This window comes from Herbiconiux gentiana (genome assembly GCF_024978135.1).
Lineage (GTDB): Bacteria > Actinomycetota > Actinomycetes > Actinomycetales > Microbacteriaceae > Herbiconiux > Herbiconiux gentiana.
In genome coordinates this window covers 163,978-181,152 of sequence record NZ_JANTEZ010000006.1, presented here as the reverse complement: position 1 = coordinate 181,152, position 17,175 = coordinate 163,978, and the positions used below count along the sequence as shown (strand labels likewise).

Genomic DNA, 17,175 nt, shown 5'->3' with positions numbered 1-17,175 from the left:
TCGGCGCGGGGGCGGGTCAGTCGGCGTCGGCGTCGGCGCGCTGCTTCGCGACCTCGATGACCGCGTTGATGAGCGACTCGGCCGAGCGCCCCTTCGCGATCACGTCGACGCGCAGGCCGTAGGCCCGCGCGTCTTCGGCCGTGCGCGGGCCGATGGCCGCCACGAGCGTCGACGACGGGATCGGCCCGAGCTGCTGCTGCACCTGCTCCGCCACCGACCCCGAGGTCACGAAGATCGCGTCGATCGACCCCTCGGCGACGTCGGTGCGGATCTGCGGATCGACGGCCACACCGACCGTGCGGTACGCCACCACGGACTCCACCGTGTGACCCCGCGCGATCAGCCCCTCGGTGAGCACGGGCTTGGCGATGTCGCTGCGCAGGGTCAGCACCTTCAGTTCGGGCCCGAACTGCTCGAAGCGCTTGAGCTCACGCAGCAGGCCGGCGGCCGAGTTGTCCTCCGGCGGCACCAGGTCGACCTTGTAGCCGGCCGCCGTCAGCGCGGCCGCCGTGGTCTCGCCCACAGCGGCGATGTGCGTCTCGGGCGGAACCACGGCCTGATGCGCGGTGAGCACGTCGACCGTGGTGGCGCTCGTCATGGTGAGCCAGTCGAACCGACCGGCGGCGAGGGCCCGCAGCGCCTGCTGCAGCGTCTCGTCGTCTTCGGTGGGGGCGAAGTTGATCATGGGCGCGACGATCGGCTTCGCGCCGACGGCCCGCAGGTCAGCGGCGACACCGTGACCCCACGGGCCTCCGCGCGGGACGAGGATGCGCCAGCCGCCGAGCGGGCGCTGCGCCCAGGCCGTCATTCGGTGCCGCCCGGCCAGCGTGCGGAGGTGGTGGGGTCGGCTCCGCCGTCGGCCGACGGGCCTACCGGCGCGAGCTCGGCCGCGCCGTCGTCGAGCAGCTGACGCGCCACGGCCTCGCCGAGCAGCGACGCCACGTGGATGTCGTCGCCGAGCAGCAGGGCCGATCGCTCGCAGCCCAGCTCGACGGCCCCGTCGGCCTGGTAGACGGTGGCCGAGAGGGTCAGCTCGTCGCCCGAGACGGTGGCCGTGGCTCCGATCGGGGCGGCGCAGCCGGCCTCGAGCGCGGCCAGCACCGAGCGCTCGGCGAGCACCGCGGTGCGCGTCGGCGGGTGTTCGATGCTGAGCAACTCGGGAATGCTGTCTCCCTCTCGGGTCTCGATCGCGAGGGCACCCTGCCCCGGCGCCGTCGGCCAGAGGTCGAGGGCGAAGATCTCGGATGCTGCGTCTAGCCTATCGAGCCTGGTGAGCCCCGCTGACGCCAGCACCACCGCGTCGAGGTCACCGGCCCGCACGCGGCCGAGGCGCGTGTCGACGTTGCCCCGGATGTCGACCACCGTGAGATCGGGCCGCAGGGCGAGCAGCTGCGCCACCCGTCGGGGTGACCCGGTGCCGACGCGGGCACCCTCCGGCAGCTCCTCGAGGGTCAGTCCGTCGCGCGCGCAGAGCACGTCGCGCGGGTCTTCGCGCACCGGCACCGCGCCGATGACGAGGCCCTCGTAGCGGGCGGTCGGGAGGTCTTTCAAGGAGTGCACGATCAGGTCGCAGTCACCGGCGACGAGCGCTTCCCGCAGGGCGCTGGCGAAGACGCCGGTGCCGCCCAGCGACGCGAGCGATTCCTTCGAGCGGTCCCCCTCCGAGGTGATGATCACCGCCTCCACCTCGACGCCGGTGGCCTCGACGAGGGCGGCGACGACGTGCCCCGTCTGGGCGCGCGCGAGTGCGCTTCCCCGTGTGGCGACCCGAAGCTTCCTGTTCACGATGACTGCTGTTCCTCTAGACCTCTGTGGATGCGGCGGCGACTGCGCCGCTCAGGGTGCGAGCCCCGACACGGCCGGCTTGAACCCGAGCCGCACGTTCTCGCAGCACCCAGGGCGACACACGTCGTACCAGGGCCCGAGCCCGGTGACGTGGGGCCGCTCGCCGGCCGGTGTGCCCTCGATGCGCTCGACGACGAGGTCGACGAGCCCGGCGACGTAGGCCGGGTCGACCCCGGGCGTCGGGGTGCGCACGCCGTACAGGCCGTGCTCGGCGCAGCTCTCCAGCGCCTCGTTGTCGAGGTCCCACATGACCTCCATGTGGTCGCTCACGAACCCGAGCGGCACGATCACGACCGCGCGGATGCCCCGAGCCGGGAGCTCGGCGATCGCGTCGTTGATGTCGGGCTCCAGCCAGGGCTGCGAGGGCGGGCCCGAGCGGGACTGGTAGACCAGCTGCCAGGGCACGTCGGGCTGACCCTCGAGCCCCGACGTCGCCGCCAGCTGCACGACCTCCGCCACGGCCTTGTGCTGGGCGGCGTAGGCGCCCTCGGGGCCGAGCTCCCGGAACGACGGCCCCGAGCGCTCGGCGTCGGCCGTGGGGATCGAGTGCGTGCTGAACAGCACCTCCACCTCGGTCGCCAGGTCGATGTCGTCGAACTTCTCGCGGATGCCGGTGAGCGCCGCCGAGAGGCCGTCGATGAACGGCTGCACGAATCCGGGGTGGTCGAAGAACTGCCGCACCTTGTCGATGGTCATCGTCGAGGCGAGGCCGGTCTCGTCGAGCGCCATGGCGAAGTCCTCGCGGTACTGACGGCACGAGCTGTAGGAGCTGTAGGCGCTGGTGGCGACGGCGATCAGGGTGCGCAGCCCCCGGGCATCCGCGTCTCGCAGCACCGAGGGGAGGTACGGGTCCCAGTTGCGGTTGCCCCAGAGCACGGGCAGATCGATGCCCCGGGCGGCGAGCTCGGCCTCGAGCGCCGCCTTGAGCTGGCGGTTCTGCGCGTTGATCGGGCTGACGCCGCCGAAGGCGCGGTAGTGGTGGGCGACCTCCTCGAGACGCTCGTCGGGGATGCCCCGGCCGCGGGTGACGTTGCGGAGGAAGGGGATGACGTCGTCCTGGCCCTCGGGCCCGCCAAACGAGGCGAGCAGGATGGCGTCGTAGGCCGTCGGCTCCGAGACGTGCTCGGGCCCGGCCGCGGCCGCGGGGCTGGCGTTGCGCACGACCGGCGCGACGGTGTCGGTCACTGCAGAACCTCCACGATCTCGGCGGCGTCGATGCGCCGCCCGGTGTAGAACGGCACCTCTTCGCGCACGTGCCGCCGGGCCTCGGTCTGGCGCAGCGCCCGCATCATGTCGACCAGGTTGGTGAGCTCGTCGTCCTCGAGCGCCAGGATCCACTCGTAGTCGCCGAGCGCGAACGAAGCGACCGTGTTGGCGAGCACCGAGCGGAACGCGCCGCCCTTGCGGCCGTGGTCGGCGAGCATCGCGCGCCGGTCCTCCTCGGGCAGGATGTACCAGTCGTAGGAGCGCACGAACGGATAGACCGTGACCCAGCCCCTCGGCTCCTTGCCCCGCATGAAGGCGGGCAGGTGGTTCGACGAGAACTCGGCGTCGCGGTGCACGCCCATCGCGTTCCAGGTCGGCAGCAGCGGCGCGAACAGCTGCGTGCGACGCAGCTGACGCAGGGCCCACTGCAGGGTCTCCGGCACGCTGCCGTGCAACCAGACCATTACGTCGGCGTCGGCCCGCAGGCCCGAGACGTCGTAGAAGCCGCGGAGCATCACGTCCTCGGCCTCGATCATCGCGACCGCCGCGTCGAGCTCGGCCACCGCATCCGGAACCTCGCTGCCGTCGAGCACCAGCGCCCGCTCGGGGTTGCGGCGGAAGACCGCCCACAGCGTGTAGCCGAGCGCCGGCACCTCCTCCGAGTCCTCGACGTCGCGGGTGGTCTCGTCGGTTCGGACTGTCGGGTCAGTCATGATCCCTCTTCGTTTCACTGGTGGTACGGCGAGGCGGTGGCGCGCCCGTACGACCGGCTCGAGACCGGTTCAGACGGGCCGGGGCGAGCGGATGCCCGGGCCTCGACTACAACGCTACCCCTTCGAAGCGGCGCGGAAGCCGAGAACGGCCACTCCGGCCAGCACCACGACGGCGCCGCCGATGCCCGCGTGGACCGCGGTCGGATTCTCGGCGCGGAGGCGGTTGAAGCGGCTCTTCAGCCGGTGCGCCGCGTGGCGCGCCTGCTTCGGCACGTTCAGCTTGAACTCGATCGCGTCGAGCGTCGAGCGCAGCTCGTCGCGCGTCTTCTGGATGTCGGCGTGCAGCGCCGGCGTGCTGCGCTCGGCCGGCGTGGTCGCGGTCTTCGACACCGCCTTGTCGCTCACTGGCCGAGCCCCTTCACGGTGTTGACGTCCTTCTTGATGCTCTCGATGGTCTCCTCCGGCACCGGCGGCAGGCCCTTCTTCAGCGACCTCACCCCGATGAGCACCAGGATGCCCGCGATCAGCAGCAGGGCGACGCCCACGATCAGCGCCGAGAGCCAGGCCGGCAGCGCGGTGGCGATGCCGAGCACGGCGGCGGCGATCAGGGTGGCGAAGGCGAAGAACGCCAGCAGGGCGGCGGCCACGAACAGGCCGACGCCGATGCCGAGCTTCGCGAGCTTCGCGGTGATCTCGCGCTTGAAGTTCTCGAGCTCGTCCTTCAGCAGCTGGATGATGAGGGTGGGCAGCTCGGCCAGGAGGGAGACGAGCGAGCGTCGGGCCTTCTTGTCGCGTTCTTCGGTCACGATCGGAGTCCTTCTAGTCGTCGGAGGGCTGGTGCTGGTCGTCGGAGGGCTGGGTGGTCGAGGCGGGCTTGGTGCCCGACTTCTTCGCGGCGGCGGGCTTGGCGGGCGACTTCGTGACGGCGGGCGCCTTCGGCGCGGGCGTGCGGGGGGCGGTCGAGCCGGCCTTGCGGGCGGCGGCGCTCTGCTGCGGGCCGTCGAGCGGCTCGCGGCCGATCAGCCCGGCGAGCGTCTTGCGCGCCTTCTTCGACAGCTCCGCCTTCGCGGTGTCGACCCGGGCGCCGGCGAACTCCTGCACCTTCTGCACACCCGACTGCACCGCGGGGGTGTTCCACACCTTGTCGGCTCCGGCCTTGATCTGCTCGTAGCGCTGACGGCCCGCCCTCGTGCCGAGCACGTAGCCCGTCGACAGCCCGACGACGAAGATGATCTTTCCGCGCATGTGTGAACTCCGATAGGTCGGGGACAGGGTGCTCCAAAGCGTAGTCCCCCCGTCCCGCGGCCGCATGGACGCGGTCGTGGGCGGCCTCAGCCGGGCAGGCGCGGGTCGCCGCGCAGCTCGGCCGCGATGCCGGATGCGGTGGCCTTCGCCTGCTCGACCGTCGCGGCCAGGCCCGTGCCCGACACCCATGCGCCGACGACGTCGAGGCCGGGCACGGCGGCGACGGCCTCCGACAGCTGCGCCACCCGGGCCTTGTGGCCCACCGTGGCGAAGGCGAGGGAGTCGTCCCAGCGCACCAGGTCGGAGTCGACGACGGCGGCGCGCGAGAGCGGCACCCCGAGCAGGGTCGAGGCGTCGGCGACCACGGTGTCGAGCTCCGGCTCGACGAGGGTCTCGCCGCCGCGGCCGTAGCTCAGGCGCAGCACGTGGCGGTGCGCCGGCAGCCGGGCGGCGAGCCAGGCCCACTTGGCGGTGGCGTGGGTGAGGGCCTTCGCGGTGACACCGGTCGTGCCGGGCGCGACCAGCACCCCGGTGCCCCGCGGGTGGTCGTCGAGGCGGGCGTCGTCGATGACGAGCGTGGCGATGGCGACCGAGGCGGGCTCGGGCCAGGCCTCGGCGGGCGGCAGTCCCGGCACTCCGGCGTCGGCGAGGAGGGCGAGCGCAGGCCGGAAGCCCGCCGCCACGACGAGGGCGCGGGCCGTGACGTGCCGAGGTTCGGCGGTGGCGGGGGCGAGCTCGACGCTCCAGCCCGGCCGTGCATCCGCCCCCTGGTCGAGGCGCTGCCCCTGATCGAGGCGCTGCACCGAGACCACCCGCGTGTCGGTCTCGAGGGTGCCGCCGTAGAAGGCGAGCTGCTCCTCGAGCGCGGTGACGAGGCGGTGCATGCCGCCGACGATGCCCTGCACCTGGCTTCCCGCCGGTGCCTGCTCGCGGAGGGCCATCACGGCCCCCGAGAGCGACCCCTGAGTGGTCATCGCCTGGGTCAGACCGGGTGCGACCGTGCGCACGTCGACGTCGGACGGGTCGGCCGAGTGCACCCCCGCGACCACCGGCGTGACGAGCCGGTCGAGCACGCGGCGGCCCATGCGGCGGCGCACGATGTCGCCCAGGTCGTGCTCGGGGCGCACCCGCAGCAACGGCATCAGCCGGTCGAGGTAGGCCCGCAGGCTGCCGCCCCAGCCGATCACCCGGCGCACGTCGTCGGCCAGCGGCACCCCCGGAATGCCCAGGATGCCCGCTGCCGGCAGCGGGGCCGTGCCTCCGGTCCAGCGCACCCACGCGCCGGCGCGGTTCGGTGCCACGACGTCGTCGCCGAGACCCACCTCGGCGGCGAGCGCCGCCACCGTGCCCTTGCGGGTGGCGAAGCTCTCGGCCCCCGAGTCGAGGCGGATGCCCGCCAGCTCGTGCGCGCCCACGAAGCCGCCCGGCCGCTCGCGGGCCTCGACGACGTGCACCGAGTGGCCGAGCTTCGCGAGCTGCAGCGCGGCCACGAGACCGGCGGCACCGCCGCCGATGACCAGCACGTCCACGTCGGCGGCACCGGACACGTCGGCGGCACCATTCGCGTCGGCGGCACCCGTGGCGTCGGTGTCTGCCCGATCGCTCATCGCGACTCCTCGGCCGCCGCCCCGCCCCGCTCGTGGACGAGTTCGACGATGCGGGTGAGCACGTCGGGATCGGTCTCGGGCGGCACCCCGTGGCCGAGGTTCAGCACGTGGGCGGGGGCGCTCCGGCCACGGCGCAGCACGTCGAGCACGTGCGCCTCGAGCACCGGCCAGGGCGCGGCGAGCAGGGCCGGGTCGACGTTGCCCTGCAGGGTGACACCCCCGCCGAGCCGTCGCGAGGCCTCGTCGAGCGGCAGCCGCCAGTCGACGCCCACGACGTCGGCGCCCACCTGGTGCATCGGCACCAGCACCTCGCCGCTGCCGACGCCGAAGTGCACGACCGGCACGTCGAGGTCGCGGATCGGCTCGAGCGCGGCGCGGGAGAAGGGGGCGACCCGCTCGACGTAGTCGGTCTTCGAGAGCGAGCCGACCCAGGAGTCGAAGAGCTGCGCCGCGCTCGCGCCGGCGAGCAGCTGGGCGCGCAGGAACCGTCCGGTCACGGCGGCGGCCCAGGAGAGCAGGCCCTCCCACGCCTCGGGGTCGGCGTGCATCAGGGTGCGGGCGCGGATGTGGTCCTTTGACGGGCCGCCCTCGACCAGGTAGGCCGCGAGGGTGAAGGGAGCGCCGGCGAAGCCGATCAGAGGGGTGCGGCCGAGCGCGGCGACCGTGAGGGCTACGCCCTGCTCGATGGCGGTGAAGTCGGCGCCGTCGGGATCGGGGAGCGCAGAGACGTCGGCGAGGGTGCGCACGGGCTGGGCCAGCACCGGCCCGCGGCCGGGCACGATCTCGACGTCGACGCCCGCGAGCTTCAGCGGGATGACGATGTCGCTGAAGAAGATGCCCGCGTCGACGCCGTGCCGCCGCACCGGCTGCAGCGTGATCTCGCTGGCCATGGCCGGATCGAGGCAGGCATCGAGCATCCGCGTGCCCACCCGGAGCTCGCGGTACTCGGGCAGGGACCGGCCCGCCTGACGCATGAACCAGACCGGGGTGCGGTCGCCGCGAACGCCCCGGTAGGTCGTCACGAGGGCGGAGTCGGCGGTGCGGCCGTCGCGGAGGGGATGCGTCTCGGGCAGGGTCACCCCCCGATGATACGGAGTCGCTCCGGGCGGGAGCGGGGAGAACTCCCCATGGGGCGATGGCACGGCCGATGGTAGACAGGCGGTGTGAGCCAGAATCCACCGACGCCCCCGTCCGGACCGAACGAACCCGGACTGCCGCCGCTTCCTCCTCAGCAGTGGCAGGACCCGGCTCCTCAAGGCCACTGGCAGCAGCCGCAGCCTCACCCGGGGTATCCGAATGAACCCGGCCAGCCCGGCCAGCCCGGCCGGCCGCCCAAGAAGGGGCTCGGCACCGGCGCCATCCTCGGCATCGTCGGCGGTGGCCTGCTGCTCGTCATCGTCGTGATCATCGTCATCGCCGTCGTCGTCTCGCGCGTGTTCGCCGGTGCCGCCGGCGGCGACTCCGGAGGCGGCAGCGGCTCCGGCGACTCCGGCACCGCCTCCGAGACCGTCGAGGCGTTCTTCACCGCGCTCTCCGACGCCGACTCCGAGACCGCGCTCGGCCTGATCAGTCAGGCCCCCGACGACGACACCCTGCTCACCGACGAGGTGCTCGCCGCGTCGAACGAGCTCGCCCCGATCACCGACGTCGCGATCGTCGACGACACCACCGAGAACGGCTACGGCGACGTGACCGTCAGCTACTCGCTCGGCGGAACCCCGGTCACCGCCGAGTACAGCGTCGACGACTACGACGACGACGGCTGGAAGATCACCGGCGGCCTCAGCTACCTCAACGTCGACCGCTTCGACGGTCTCGGGCTCACCGTGAACGGCCAGGAGGTCAGCGGCACCGAGGTGCAGCTCTTCCCGGGCACCTACCAGCTCGCCACCACCCTGCCGAACTTCACGCTCACGGGCACGACGACCGTCACCGCCACCGAGCCCTTCGGCTCGGTCGACGTCGGCGACATCGAGCCCGGCCTGAGTGACGCCGCCCTCGCCCAGTTCCGAACCCTCGTGCAGTCGGCCGTCGACGCCTGCGTCGCATCGACCACGCTGGCCGCCGGCTGCGGCCTCGAGCTGCCCGCCACGCTCGACGACGGCACGCAGCTCACCGACGGCACGATCACGCGCAGCATCTCGGCCGACGCCACCGTCACCATCCAGAACATGGTGCCGACCCTGAGCTACGACAACCCCACTCTCGCGCAGGGCGAGTTCATCGGCTCGGTGTCGACCTCGGGCCAGTGCACGCAGAACGGTGCGAGCGGCACCTGCGACGTGCTCTTCGGTCCGTCGCTCGGCGCCCCGTCGATCGACATGGCCTCAGCGAACCCCACGGTGCTCTGGGACTGACCCCGAGGCGCCGCCGGTCGGGGGTGGGCGGATGCGCATCCGCCCGCTCCCGGCAGGGGCCGGTCGTTGCAGGAGTACAATCATCTGGTGCTCATCTGCCTGACCGCGAACCATCGCAACGCGAGCTTCGACCTCCTCGAGAAGCTCTCGCTCGGCACCTCCGACGTGGCCAAGGGCCTCGTCGAGCACAGCGACTTCGTGCAGGGCGCCGTGGTGCTGGCCACGTGCAACCGCTTCGAGGCCTACCTCGACATCGACGAGCCGCTCACGGCCGGCATCTCGCTGGCCGTCGAGGAGGCGGCCGCGACGTTCGGCGGAGCATCCGACATCGACGTCGCCGAACTGCGCGACAGCCTCACCGTGCTCTCGGGCGACAGCGTGGCCGACCACCTCTTCGCCGTGTCGTCGGGCCTCGAGTCGGTCGTCGTGGGCGAGGACGAGATCGCCGGGCAGGTCAAGCGTGCCCTCACCACCGCGCGACTGTCGGGCACCACCTCGAGCGACCTCGAGCGCCTGTTCCAGCGGGCCTCGCACACCTCCCGCGACGTGAAGACGAAGACGGGCCTCGGCGGCGCCGGGCGCTCGCTCGTGCGGCTCGCCCTCGACCTGGCCGAGAGCCGGGTCACCGATTGGGCGCAGACGCGCGTGCTGCTCGTCGGCACCGGCCAGTACGCCCGGGTCACCCTGGCCAATCTGCGCGACCGCGGGGTCACCGACATCCGCGTCTACTCGCCCTCGGGCCGCGCCGTCGCCTTCGCCGCGAAGCAGCAGATCGCGCCCGTCGCCGCCGGCGACTACCTCGGCGCCATCGCGACCGCCGACGTGATCATCACCTGCTCGACCGCCGAGACCTACGTGCTCGACGCCACGCACCTGCAGGCCGCCGCCTCGGTTCCGGGGGCGTTCACCCGGCGCCTGGTGATCGACCTCGGCCTGCCGCGCAACGTCGACCCGCTGGTGTCGGGTGTCGGCGGCGCCGAGCTGCTCGACCTCGAGACCATCAGCCTGCACGCCCCCCTCGACGAGTTGAACGCCGAGTCGGATGCACGCGCCCTCGTCGACCGCGCCGCCGCCGAGTACCGTGCCGGCAAGGCCGAGGCCGAGGTCACCCCGGCCGTCGTCGCCCTGCGCTCGCACCTGTTCGACCTGCTCGACGACGAACTGGGCCGCTCGCGCGACCGCGGCGACTCGGAGGAGACGCAGAAGGCGCTGCGCCACCTCGTCGGCGTCATCCTGCACTCGCCGTCGGTGCGCGCCCGCGAGCTCGCCCGCGACGGTCGCTCGGCCGAGGTGTTCGCCGCCGTCGAGACGCTGTTCGGCCTGGGCGGCGCCGCGGCCGACCGCGCAGCCGGCGCCGCTGCCGCTGCGGCCTCCGCCTCCGCCTCCGCCTCCGCCGGGGGCTCGCCGGTCTCGCTCGAGTCCTACCGCCGCGCCGACGGCTGAGCCGCTCCCGTGACGCTGTCATGACGCTGCCGACGATCCGGGTGGCGGCACTCGCGCTGATCCGCGAGCGGCGACTGCTGATGGTGACGGCGCGCGCCCGCGACGTGCTCTACCTCCCCGGCGGCAAGATCGACCCCGGCGAGACCGCCGCCGAGGCCGCGGCTCGCGAGGCCGTCGAGGAGGTCAGCGTCACCGTCGACCCGGCCGCCCTCGAGCCGCTGTTCACGGTGACGGTGCAGGCGCACGGCGAGCCCGTCGGCCGCCTGGTCGAGATGCAGCTCTTCGCCGGCACGACCCCCGACGACCCGCGCCCCTGGGCCGAGGTCTCGGCGGTGCACTGGGTCACCACCGCCGACTCGGATCGCTGCCCGCCCGCAGGCGCCGAGACCCTCGCGCGCCTGGCGGCCCTCGACCTCATCGACTGAGCCGCGATGCCCCGGCCCGGCCCGGCCCGGCCAGCCCCGGCACGGCCGGCCCGTCCCGCCGATCTCCGCCCGGCCCGCCCCGCCCGCGATCGCTCTCCCTCGTCGCCGTCACCCGCCAAGTCGCATCACCCCACGCCGACCTGGGTCACCGACGAGCTCACGAATCGCCTGGGCACGGCTACCAGCGAATCCACCTTGGCCGTCAGTCTGCCGGTCTTCTCATACCCGGGTTCGGCCCTGACCCGGAACGTGAACGTCTGCGTCTGACCCGGCAGCACCGACGAGACCGAGCAGATCTGGGTGCGCGGCGTCGCGGCGGGGCAGCTGCCCGCCCCCGGCAGCCCGAGCACCTCCGTGATCGCGAGCTGGCCCACATCGATGGAGATCAACGCCGCCTGCGGCTCCGAGTCGTCGTTCCTCACGTCGAGTCGGTAGAAGTACTCACCCGGCCGGCCGGGAATGGCGCCGATCGAGCTGCCACCCACGATGACCGGTGGTGTGAAGATCCCGGCAGGCAGCGGTGTCGTCACACCGGGATCGACCGGCCCCGCCGTCGGCGTCAGGTCGGAGTAGCTCTCGGCGCCCCACCTCGGCTGATCGCACTGCCAGCCCAGGCTGATCTGCGCCGGGTAGTGCACGAGGTTGTAGTCGGTGAGGTACATGCGCGCCGGCACGGTGAGCGACCGCTTCGTCGACACGACGTAGTCGCGCGTGGCGAAGCGGTTGCCCTTCGCGTCACGGTACTCGGTGCGGTAGTCCGCGAGCACGTCGTCGGAGCCGCCCGGGTCGGGGTAGTGCACCACCGGGAGATCGACGGCGAAGACCGGCCCGTTCGCGTACAACCAGTCGGGCACGCTCGGAGCCGGATAGCGGCACGCGGAGACCGCCGTCGACGCCGCACCGCCCACCGTGCTGCCGGGCCGGCCGAGCTGTCCACCTCCGGGCGTCGAGCCGCGCGGTTCGCCCCGGTTCGCGCAGGTGAGGCTCGAGTCCTTCAATCGGTCGACGAACGCGGGAAGCCCCGGGGTGTAGCTGCAGTCGATCGCGAGCGCGGACGCGGATGGGGCGGGGACGAGGGCTGCCGACACCACGACGACTCCCACGACCACCCGAGCGAGCAGCCCGCCGAGGGGGAAATGTTGGCGCTTCCGCATGGTACATGAGGATACCTCAGCGGGCTGCGAGAAGAGAAGAGATTTCGAGGGCGGCGACCACCAGCTCGACGTCGGCGGGCGTGTTCCAGACGTGGAAGGCGACGCGGCAGCGGCCCGAGCGCGCCGAGGCGGCCACGTCGGCCGCCGTGAGCGCCGCGATCGCGCGACCGTCGGCGTCGGGCCAGGTCACGATCGCCGAGTCGTCGCTGCCGACCGACGCGACCCCGGCCGCCCGCAGCCGTGCGCGCAGCGAAGCGGCGAGACCGACACAGTGCGAGCGCACCGCGTCGAGGTCGGCCGACGCGAACAGCTCCAGCGACGCGGCCGCACCGATCCACACGGGCCAGGCCGGCGAGAGGTCGAGTCGCCGCGCATCCGGAGCCAGCTGCATGGCGGGCCCGTAGCACGAGCCCCAGACGTCGTCGCCCGAGTACCAGCCGGCGAGCAGCGGCTGCACCCGCCCGAGGTACGACGGGCGCACCGTGGTGAGCGACGCCCCGCGCGGCGCGCAGAGCCACTTGTAGCTGTGGCAGACGGTCACGTCGAAGCGGGAGGCGTCCACGGGCATCCAGCCGCAGGCCTGCGTGGTGTCGCAGAACGTGGCCGCCCCGTGCCGCTCGGCCGCGGCCACGATGGCGTCGGCGTCGGCCACCGCACCGGTCGCCGACTGCACCAGCGAGAACGAGACCAGGGTCGTCGTCGAGCGGATGCTCTCGGCCACCCCCTCGACGGGCACGCACCGCACCGAGATGCGCCCGAGCTGCTGCTGCACGAGGAAGGGGAACACCATCGAGCTGAAGTCGCCCTCGACCAGCAGCACCTCGGAGCCCTCGGGCAGCGACGCCGCCACCATCCCCGCCGTCGCCGAGACCTGCGACCCGGTCGCCACCCACCCGACGGGCACACCCACCAGCTCGGCGTAGGCCGCCCGCGCCTGCTCGACCGCGAGACCGTAGGCGCCGGGAGCGCGGTGCCCCTCGGCCCAGGCCGCCAGGTCGGCGGTGAGCGCGGCGACCGTCTCGCGCGGGGGCACTCCCACCATGCAGGCCGAGAGGTAGCCCGGGCGGGCGTCGAAGTGCTGCTGCAGCTCGGCGACCGAGAGGGCCGGAGCGGCGTCGAGGAGTGTCATGCCTCCAGCATCGAGGTCGCGCATCCATTGGTCCATGCCCAGTCGTTCATGGCATCCATCACGTAACGTTATGGATGCGCTACGCTCCCCACCATGGCCCTCGCACCCCCGTCCGGCAGCTTCGACCTCGACTCGCAGACGCTGCGGGTGGTCGCGGCCGTCGCCGAATACGGGTCGATCACCCGCGCCGCCACCGTGCTCGGCTACAGCCAGCCGGCCGTCAGCCAGCAGCTGAAGCGGGTCGAGGCGCGCCTCGGCATGCCGATCGTGACGCGCTCGGGGCGGGGCATCCGGCTGACGGATGCGGGTGAGGTGCTCGCCCGTCACGCCGATGCCGTGCTCACCGCCCTCGACGCGGCGGCGGGCGAACTCGCCGACCTCGCGGGGCTGCGCTCGGGGCGGGTGCGGCTGGCGGCGTTCCCCTCGGCGTCGTCGACCATCGTGCCTCGGCTGATCGGAGCCCTCGCCGCCGAGCACAGCGGTGTGCAGGTGACGTACCTCGAGGCCGAGCCGCCGGAGGCGGTCGCCGGCGTGCGGGACGGGGTCAGCGACCTGGCCGTGGCGTTCCGGCACCCGGCCGACCGGCACGACCCGTTCGATGCGAGCGCCGAAGGGCTGACGGTGCACGAGTTGGCCCGCGACGACGTGCTGCTGCTCGCCCCGGCGGGCCACCCGGCGGCGAGCGCGGGCGACCCCGTGGACCTCGCCGAGCTGCGAGGGGAGAACTGGATCGCGGGCTGCCCGCGCTGCCGAGGTCACCTGCTCGACTCCTGCGCCCGCGCGGGCTTCGCGCCCAGCATCGCCTTCGAGACCGACAACTTCGTCGCCGTGATGAGCATGGTGGCCGCCGGTCTCGGGGTGGCACTGCTGCCCGAACTGGCGATCTCGGCCTCGGCCCTGCCGCCCGGCGTGACGGCCCACCGCACCCGGGCCGGTGACCACCGGATGCTCGTGGCGGTCACCCGCCCGGGCGCCGACCACATCCCGGCCGTCGCCGAGACGCTGCGGCTGCTCACGGGCCTGACCGCCGGGGGCGCGTCCGCCCGCACCGGCCGCGCGGCTCAGTAGACGTACTCGAGGAAGTCGGTGCCGAGCACCCGCATCGCGTCGAGCACGGCGAGCCGGCCCGAGAGCTCGGCGTCGTTGAAGCGCATGGTGACGGCGTAGGAGATGCCGCCCTGCGGCCCCGTGATCACCCCGGCCTCCGAGCGGATGCCCGCATCCGTGCCCGTCTTGTTGAACAGCCGCAGCCCGTGGTCGGCCTCGACGTGCGCCAGCGGGTCGAGGCCGAAGGCGCTCGCCACCAATGAGAGGTCGGTGCCGAGGCTGAGCCAGCCGCGCACGAGCCGCGAGGTGGTCTCGTCGACCACGGTGCCGGCGTGCAGCCGCCCGAACAGGATGGCGAGCTCGCGCGCCGACCCCACCGAGAGCTGCGGCGCGTCGTCGGGCCCCCGCTCCTCGCGCACGATGTCGAGCAGCAGCGTGCGACGAAGGCCCAGCGACTCGGCCCGGGCCCGCACCGTGTCGAGCCCGATCCGGCGCAACAGCACGTTGGTGGCGAGGTTGTCGCTCGTCGCCCCGATCAGCGCCGCGAGGTCGCTCACCGGCAGCGCCGGCACCTGCAGGTGCTGCCAGAGGCCCGAATCGGCGATCTCGTCACCGGCCGTGCGGTTCAGGATGCTCAGCGCCTCCGCCCCCGGCCCGGGACGCACGGGGCGCGGCCGCGACTCGGTGGACGAACCGTCCCGCGCCGAGATGCGCGCCGCCACCTCGATCAGCAGCAGCACCTTGCCGATCGACGCCGTCGGAACCGAGAGGTGGTCGTCGACCGAGAACAGCACCTTGCCCGAGCCCAGGTCGACCGCGCAGGCCGTCACCTGAACGCCCGACAGCGCCAGTTCGGTCAGCGACGCGAAGCCCTTGCGGAAGATGCCGCCGTCGTTCTCGATCGCGTCGGACCGCCGGCCGCGCGGAGCGGCCTCGTCGCGGTCCTCCCGCGCCCGTCGGCGGATCGATTCCGGCATGCTCAGCTGCTCCTCCCCGCTCGGGTCACCAGATGGTGACACGGTCGGCCGGGTCCAACCAGAGAGCGTCGGACGACGCCACGTCGAAGGCGGCGTAGAACTCGTCGATGTTGCGCACGATCTGGTTGCAGCGGAACTCGTTCGGGGAGTGCGGGTCGATCGAGAGCAGCCGGATGACCTCCTCGTCGCGCGACTTCTGCTGCCAGGCCTGCGCCCAGGAGAGGAAGAAGCGCTGGGCGCCGGTCAGGCCGTCGATCACCGGCGGCTCCTCGCCGTCGAGCGAGAGCAGGTACGCCTTCCAGGCGATGCCGAGCCCGCCGAGGTCACCGATGTTCTCGCCGATGGTCAGCGCCCCGTTGACGTGGTGGTCGGGCACCTGGGCCGGGGCCAGCGCGTCGTACTGCGCGATCAGCGACGAGGTGAGGGTCTCGAACGCCTCGCGGTCGGCCTCGGTCCACCAGTCGGTGAGCCGGCCGTCGCCGTCGAAGCGCGAGCCCTGGTCGTCGAAGCCGTGGCCGATCTCGTGCCCGATCACCGCACCGATCGCTCCGTAGTTGGCCGCCGCGTCGCGGTTCTCGTCGAAGAACGGGTGCTGCAGGATGGCCGCCGGGAAGACGATCTCGTTGAAGCCCGGGTTGTAGTACGCGTTGATCGTCTGCGGCGTCATGAACCACTCGTCGCGGTCGAGCGGCTTGCCGATCTTGCCGAGCTCGCGCTGGAACTCGAACTCGCTGGTGGCCCGCACGTTCGCGATCAGGTCGCCCGGGTCGATCGACAGCGCGGAGTAGTCGCGCCAGCGCGCCGGGAAGCCGATCTTCGGGGTGAACTTGGCCAGCTTCTCGAGGGCGCGCTCCCGGGTGGCCGGGCTCATCCACTCGAGAGTCTCGATCGACTGCCGGTAGGCCTCGATCAGGTTCTCGACCAGCACGTCCATCGCGGCCTTCGCCGTGGGCGGGAAGTGCTTCTCGACGTAGATGCGACCGACGGCCTCGCCCATGGAGCCCTCGACGAGCGAGACGCCGCGCTTCCAGCGGTCGCGGATGCTCGGGGTGCCGGTGAGCGTGCGGGCGTAGAAGTCGAAGTTCTCCTCGACGAAATCGCCGGAGAGGTAGGGCGCCCAGCCGTGCACGACGTTCCAGGCGAGCCAGTCCTTCCAGCTCTCCAGCGGAGCCTCGACCAGGGCGGCGGCGAGCCCGGTGACGAAGCTCGGCTCGCGCACGACGAGCTCGTCGAACACACCCGCGGGGGCCTCGAGCGAGTCGCGCCACAGGCCGAGCAGCTCGCCACCCGAGCTCGCGAGCGACAGCAGCTCGCCCCAGGTCAGGAGGTTGTACGTCGCCTGCGCGTCGCGGGTGCGCACGTTGTCCCAGTGCGAGGCCGCGATCAGCGTCTCCAGCTCGAACACGCGCTGGGCTCGGCGGGGGGCGTCGTCGAGACCGGCCAGGGCGAGCATCCGCTCGATGTGACCGACGTAGGCCTCGCGCACCGCGGCGAACTTCTCGTCGCGGAAATAGCTCTCGTCGGGCAGCGAGATGCCGCCCTGCTCGGCGAACACGAGGTAGCGCTCGGGGTCGCCCGGGTCGTTGTCGACGAACAGCCTCAGGATGCCCGGCACGCCCTGACGCTCGAGTCGCCCCAGCGTGCGCGCGAGCGAGGCGCGGTCGTCGATCGCGTCGACCAGCGCGAGCTGCGGCTCGAGCGGAGCGGCGCCGAGCGACTCGATGCGCTCGACGTCCATGAAGCTCGTGTAGAGGTCGCCGAACTTGCGGGCCTCGGTGCCCTCGGGAGCGTCGGTCGACTCCTCGATGATCGCGCGCACGGCCTTCTCGGCCTCTTCGGCGAGCTGGTAGAACGAGCCGTAGCGGGCCTTGTCGTCGGGGATCGCGGTGCGGGCGATCCACCGGCCGTTGACGTGGCGGAACAGGTCGTCCTGCGCGCGCACGGTGGGGTCGAGTTCTTCGAGGTCGATTCCGGAAGCAGTCACTAGGCAACTCTAATCACCCCCCTCCGACACCCATCCAGGCTCC

17 protein-coding genes are annotated in these 17,175 nt (G+C 72.7%); 4 read left to right on the top strand and 13 right to left on the bottom strand.

Translation table 11 applies throughout. The features are described from left to right. Positions 1-16: 16 nt before the first annotated feature. From NVV95_RS15395 to hemE, 9 genes are all read right to left on the bottom strand, one after another. Positions 17-808 carry a uroporphyrinogen-III synthase gene (locus NVV95_RS15395; protein ID WP_259487430.1) on the bottom strand — a complete coding sequence of 264 codons (792 nt, stop codon included), beginning with the start codon at positions 806-808 and terminating at the stop codon, positions 17-19. Then, positions 805-1,785 carry a hydroxymethylbilane synthase gene (hemC, locus tag NVV95_RS15390; RefSeq protein WP_259487429.1) on the bottom strand — a complete coding sequence of 327 codons (981 nt, stop codon included), beginning with the start codon at positions 1,783-1,785 and terminating at the stop codon, positions 805-807. The genes NVV95_RS15395 and hemC overlap by 4 nt, the downstream gene beginning before the upstream one ends. 51 nt (positions 1,786-1,836) lie before the next feature. After that, complete coding sequence (locus tag NVV95_RS15385; RefSeq protein ID WP_259487428.1) at positions 1,837-3,030, bottom strand: ferrochelatase; 1,194 nt, start codon at positions 3,028-3,030, stop codon at positions 1,837-1,839. Further along, positions 3,027-3,764, bottom strand: a complete 738-nt coding sequence (hemQ, locus tag NVV95_RS15380; RefSeq protein ID WP_259487427.1) for a hydrogen peroxide-dependent heme synthase — start codon at positions 3,762-3,764, stop codon at positions 3,027-3,029. Before hemQ ends, NVV95_RS15385 begins: the two co-directional genes overlap by 4 nt. A 114-nt stretch (positions 3,765-3,878) precedes the next feature. After that, the gene (locus tag NVV95_RS15375) at positions 3,879-4,169 is read right to left on the bottom strand and encodes a DUF3618 domain-containing protein (RefSeq protein ID WP_259487426.1); all 291 of its coding nucleotides are present in this window, start codon (positions 4,167-4,169) and stop codon (positions 3,879-3,881) included. After that, complete coding sequence (locus tag NVV95_RS15370; RefSeq protein WP_259487425.1) at positions 4,166-4,570, bottom strand: phage holin family protein; 405 nt, start codon at positions 4,568-4,570, stop codon at positions 4,166-4,168. Before NVV95_RS15370 ends, NVV95_RS15375 begins: the two co-directional genes overlap by 4 nt. A gap of 13 nt (positions 4,571-4,583) precedes the next feature. Continuing rightward, the gene (locus NVV95_RS15365; RefSeq protein WP_259487424.1) at positions 4,584-5,009 is read right to left on the bottom strand and encodes a YtxH domain-containing protein; all 426 of its coding nucleotides are present in this window, start codon (positions 5,007-5,009) and stop codon (positions 4,584-4,586) included. Between the two features lie 86 nt (positions 5,010-5,095). After that, complete coding sequence (locus NVV95_RS15360) at positions 5,096-6,616, bottom strand: protoporphyrinogen/coproporphyrinogen oxidase (RefSeq protein ID WP_259487423.1); 1,521 nt, start codon at positions 6,614-6,616, stop codon at positions 5,096-5,098. Continuing rightward, positions 6,613-7,695, bottom strand: coding sequence for a uroporphyrinogen decarboxylase (hemE, locus tag NVV95_RS15355; RefSeq protein WP_259487422.1), 1,083 nt, complete (start codon positions 7,693-7,695; stop codon positions 6,613-6,615). The genes NVV95_RS15360 and hemE overlap by 4 nt, the downstream gene beginning before the upstream one ends. A gap of 84 nt (positions 7,696-7,779) precedes the next feature. Here hemE and NVV95_RS15350 point away from each other — a divergent pair, with 84 nt between their 5' ends. The 3 genes from NVV95_RS15350 to NVV95_RS15340 all read left to right on the top strand — a co-directional run bounded on the left by NVV95_RS15350 (position 7,780) and on the right by NVV95_RS15340 (position 10,841). Further along, the gene (locus NVV95_RS15350; protein ID WP_259487421.1) at positions 7,780-8,973 is read left to right on the top strand and encodes a hypothetical protein; all 1,194 of its coding nucleotides are present in this window, start codon (positions 7,780-7,782) and stop codon (positions 8,971-8,973) included. Positions 8,974-9,060: 87 nt separating this feature from the next. Further along, complete coding sequence (locus NVV95_RS15345; protein WP_259487420.1) at positions 9,061-10,416, top strand: glutamyl-tRNA reductase; 1,356 nt, start codon at positions 9,061-9,063, stop codon at positions 10,414-10,416. Positions 10,417-10,436: 20 nt separating this feature from the next. Beyond that, positions 10,437-10,841, top strand: a complete 405-nt coding sequence (locus NVV95_RS15340; RefSeq protein WP_259487419.1) for an NUDIX domain-containing protein — start codon at positions 10,437-10,439, stop codon at positions 10,839-10,841. A gap of 125 nt (positions 10,842-10,966) precedes the next feature. Here the strand turns inward: NVV95_RS15340 and NVV95_RS15335 are convergent, their stop codons facing one another. Next, the gene (locus NVV95_RS15335; protein WP_259487418.1) at positions 10,967-11,995 is read right to left on the bottom strand and encodes a hypothetical protein; all 1,029 of its coding nucleotides are present in this window, start codon (positions 11,993-11,995) and stop codon (positions 10,967-10,969) included. Positions 11,996-12,011: 16 nt separating this feature from the next. Continuing rightward, the gene (locus tag NVV95_RS15330; protein WP_259487417.1) at positions 12,012-13,124 is read right to left on the bottom strand and encodes an aminotransferase class V-fold PLP-dependent enzyme; all 1,113 of its coding nucleotides are present in this window, start codon (positions 13,122-13,124) and stop codon (positions 12,012-12,014) included. Between the two features lie 93 nt (positions 13,125-13,217). Here NVV95_RS15330 and NVV95_RS15325 point away from each other — a divergent pair, with 93 nt between their 5' ends. After that, positions 13,218-14,192, top strand: coding sequence for a LysR family transcriptional regulator (locus tag NVV95_RS15325; RefSeq protein WP_259487416.1), 975 nt, complete (start codon positions 13,218-13,220; stop codon positions 14,190-14,192). Here NVV95_RS15325 and NVV95_RS15320 read toward each other — a convergent pair. Beyond that, positions 14,186-15,148, bottom strand: a complete 963-nt coding sequence (locus tag NVV95_RS15320; protein ID WP_259487415.1) for a serine hydrolase — start codon at positions 15,146-15,148, stop codon at positions 14,186-14,188. The two genes, NVV95_RS15325 and NVV95_RS15320, sit on opposite strands and share 7 nt — an antisense overlap. Before the next feature lie 25 nt (positions 15,149-15,173). Continuing rightward, positions 15,174-17,132 (bottom strand): M13 family metallopeptidase, encoded by a 1,959-nt coding sequence (locus tag NVV95_RS15315; protein ID WP_259487414.1) that lies wholly within the window; start codon positions 17,130-17,132, stop codon positions 15,174-15,176. Positions 17,133-17,175 lie beyond the last annotated feature (43 nt).

What these genes read in the sequence shown, in the direction of transcription:
- NVV95_RS15395 (WP_259487430.1), bottom strand. Translation starts at nt 808, where the DNA reads ATGACGGCCTGGGCGCAGCGCCCGCTCGGCGGCTGGCGCATCCTCGTC.
- hemQ (WP_259487427.1), bottom strand. Translation starts at nt 3,764, where the DNA reads ATGACTGACCCGACAGTCCGAACCGACGAGACCACCCGCGACGTCGAG.
- NVV95_RS15365 (WP_259487424.1), bottom strand. Translation starts at nt 5,009, where the DNA reads ATGCGCGGAAAGATCATCTTCGTCGTCGGGCTGTCGACGGGCTACGTG.
- NVV95_RS15360 (WP_259487423.1), bottom strand. Translation starts at nt 6,616, where the DNA reads ATGAGCGATCGGGCAGACACCGACGCCACGGGTGCCGCCGACGCGAAT.
- NVV95_RS15340 (WP_259487419.1), top strand. Translation starts at nt 10,437, where the DNA reads ATGACGCTGCCGACGATCCGGGTGGCGGCACTCGCGCTGATCCGCGAG.
- NVV95_RS15335 (WP_259487418.1), bottom strand. Translation starts at nt 11,995, where the DNA reads ATGCGGAAGCGCCAACATTTCCCCCTCGGCGGGCTGCTCGCTCGGGTG.
- NVV95_RS15330 (WP_259487417.1), bottom strand. Translation starts at nt 13,124, where the DNA reads ATGACACTCCTCGACGCCGCTCCGGCCCTCTCGGTCGCCGAGCTGCAG.
- NVV95_RS15325 (WP_259487416.1), top strand. Translation starts at nt 13,218, where the DNA reads ATGGCCCTCGCACCCCCGTCCGGCAGCTTCGACCTCGACTCGCAGACG.
- NVV95_RS15320 (WP_259487415.1), bottom strand. Translation starts at nt 15,148, where the DNA reads ATGCCGGAATCGATCCGCCGACGGGCGCGGGAGGACCGCGACGAGGCC.